At 55.0% G+C, this 783-nt stretch carries 1 protein-coding gene; it reads right to left on the reverse strand.

All coding sequences use genetic code 11. The features are described from left to right. Positions 1 to 683: cation diffusion facilitator family transporter (locus tag QPK27_RS25195; protein ID WP_290420886.1), on the reverse strand; the 683-nt coding region annotated here is incomplete at its 3' end. Positions 684 to 783 lie beyond the last annotated feature (100 nt).

Consider the following 783-nt stretch of genomic DNA (forward strand, 5'->3'; position numbering starts at 1 on the left):
AGAATCTTGGTTTTCACATCAGCTAAATCGATGCCTTCAGGTACACCTTCGAGCAAGACGTTCAAACTTGCTTTGAGCAGAATCCAAGTGCGCGGCAACACCCACAGTCCAATGGCCACAGCGATCAGCGAATCGACCCAGGTGGCGCCGGTCCAGCGAATCACAAGCGCACCGACGATCACGCCAATCGATCCGAGCATGTCGCTCCATACTTCCAGATAAGCGCCTTTCACGTTCAGGCTAGCATCCTTACCGGCAGAAAGGAGCCGCATACTGATCAAGTTGATCACCAGGCCGAGCACCGCCACGATGAGCATGGCGCCAGAGGCTATCTCGGGCGGATCCTGCAGCCGCTTCCAGGCTTCAACAAGGATGTAAATGGCCACCATGAACAACAGAATCGCGTTGAGGGCTGCTGCCAGGATCTCGAAACGATAGTACCCAAAGCTACGCTTTGCGTCGGCCTGACGTCGCCCGATGTGAATTGCGGCCAGCGATATCGCGAGTGCGGCGGCATCTGTGAACATATGCGCCGCATCGGAAATCAAGGCGAGGCTATTCGTCATGATCCCGGCAATGAGCTCAGCGACCAGAAACGACGATGTCAGCCCTAGTGCTATCCACAGAGGACGAGCGTTCTGTGTAGGTGAAATGGCGTGCGAATGTGAATGCCCTGAACCCATGATATCTCCTCAATATCTTACATTTTTAAGTTGGCACTGGACCGACCGCCGGTCTTTGCATCGCATCGCGCAGCGGCGCGCAATTATTTGCGTACAGGCC

This window comes from Massilia sp. YIM B02443, from assembly GCF_030411955.1.
GTDB lineage: Bacteria > Pseudomonadota > Gammaproteobacteria > Burkholderiales > Burkholderiaceae_D > Telluria.